The sequence below is a fragment of the Bartonella sp. CE47NXGY genome (assembly GCF_042195415.1).
In the GTDB taxonomy this organism is placed as follows: Bacteria; Pseudomonadota; Alphaproteobacteria; order Rhizobiales; family Rhizobiaceae; genus Bartonella.
On sequence record NZ_JBHIOI010000297.1, the window covers coordinates 1 to 536 of the forward strand.

Here is a 536-nt window from a genome sequence, read left to right on the forward strand (position 1 = left end):
AAAAAGAAGTAAAAATATCATCCCCATTCCCAATCACGAATGCGCCCCACAGGAAAACCAAAACGTGCCGAAAATGATATCTATAACCCTATATTTTTTCTGATTTTTTTTGACATCAACATTTGCAGGAATATAAATACCAAATTTAGTATCCGCTTCACCTTTAGCTTCAGACAAAAGCTTCACAAACACCTTTTAATATACGAGGTCCTGCTTTATGTGCCTTATCCATTATTATTCTTTTCGATATTCATCAAGGCGCAATATAAAAATTTTCTTCAACGCATTCCTCTCTGATTTTGTCAAATTACCTCAAGATGATTGACTGTAAATATCTTCGATCAACACCGGAATATTTTAACCACCAAAAAAGGGTATAACCTTATATCCCCCACTTTTACTCTTATGCTTTTAAACCTAACTTTCCTTGGCTTTCTCTCAACCCTTGCATAAGACCACCAGCATCTGAATGAGTAGCAATAAAAGAAACAATATCAAATAATTATTCAGGCGATATGCCTTCTTCTTTCACAGAA

At 34.5% G+C, this 536-nt stretch carries 1 protein-coding gene; it reads right to left on the reverse strand.

The genetic code is table 11. From position 1 onward, the window contains the following. Positions 1–33 precede the first annotated feature (33 nt). Positions 34–177, reverse strand: a complete 144-nt coding sequence (locus ACFIL3_RS11180; RefSeq protein WP_375628021.1) for a hypothetical protein — start codon at positions 175–177, stop codon at positions 34–36. Between the last annotated feature and the right edge of the window lie 359 nt (positions 178–536).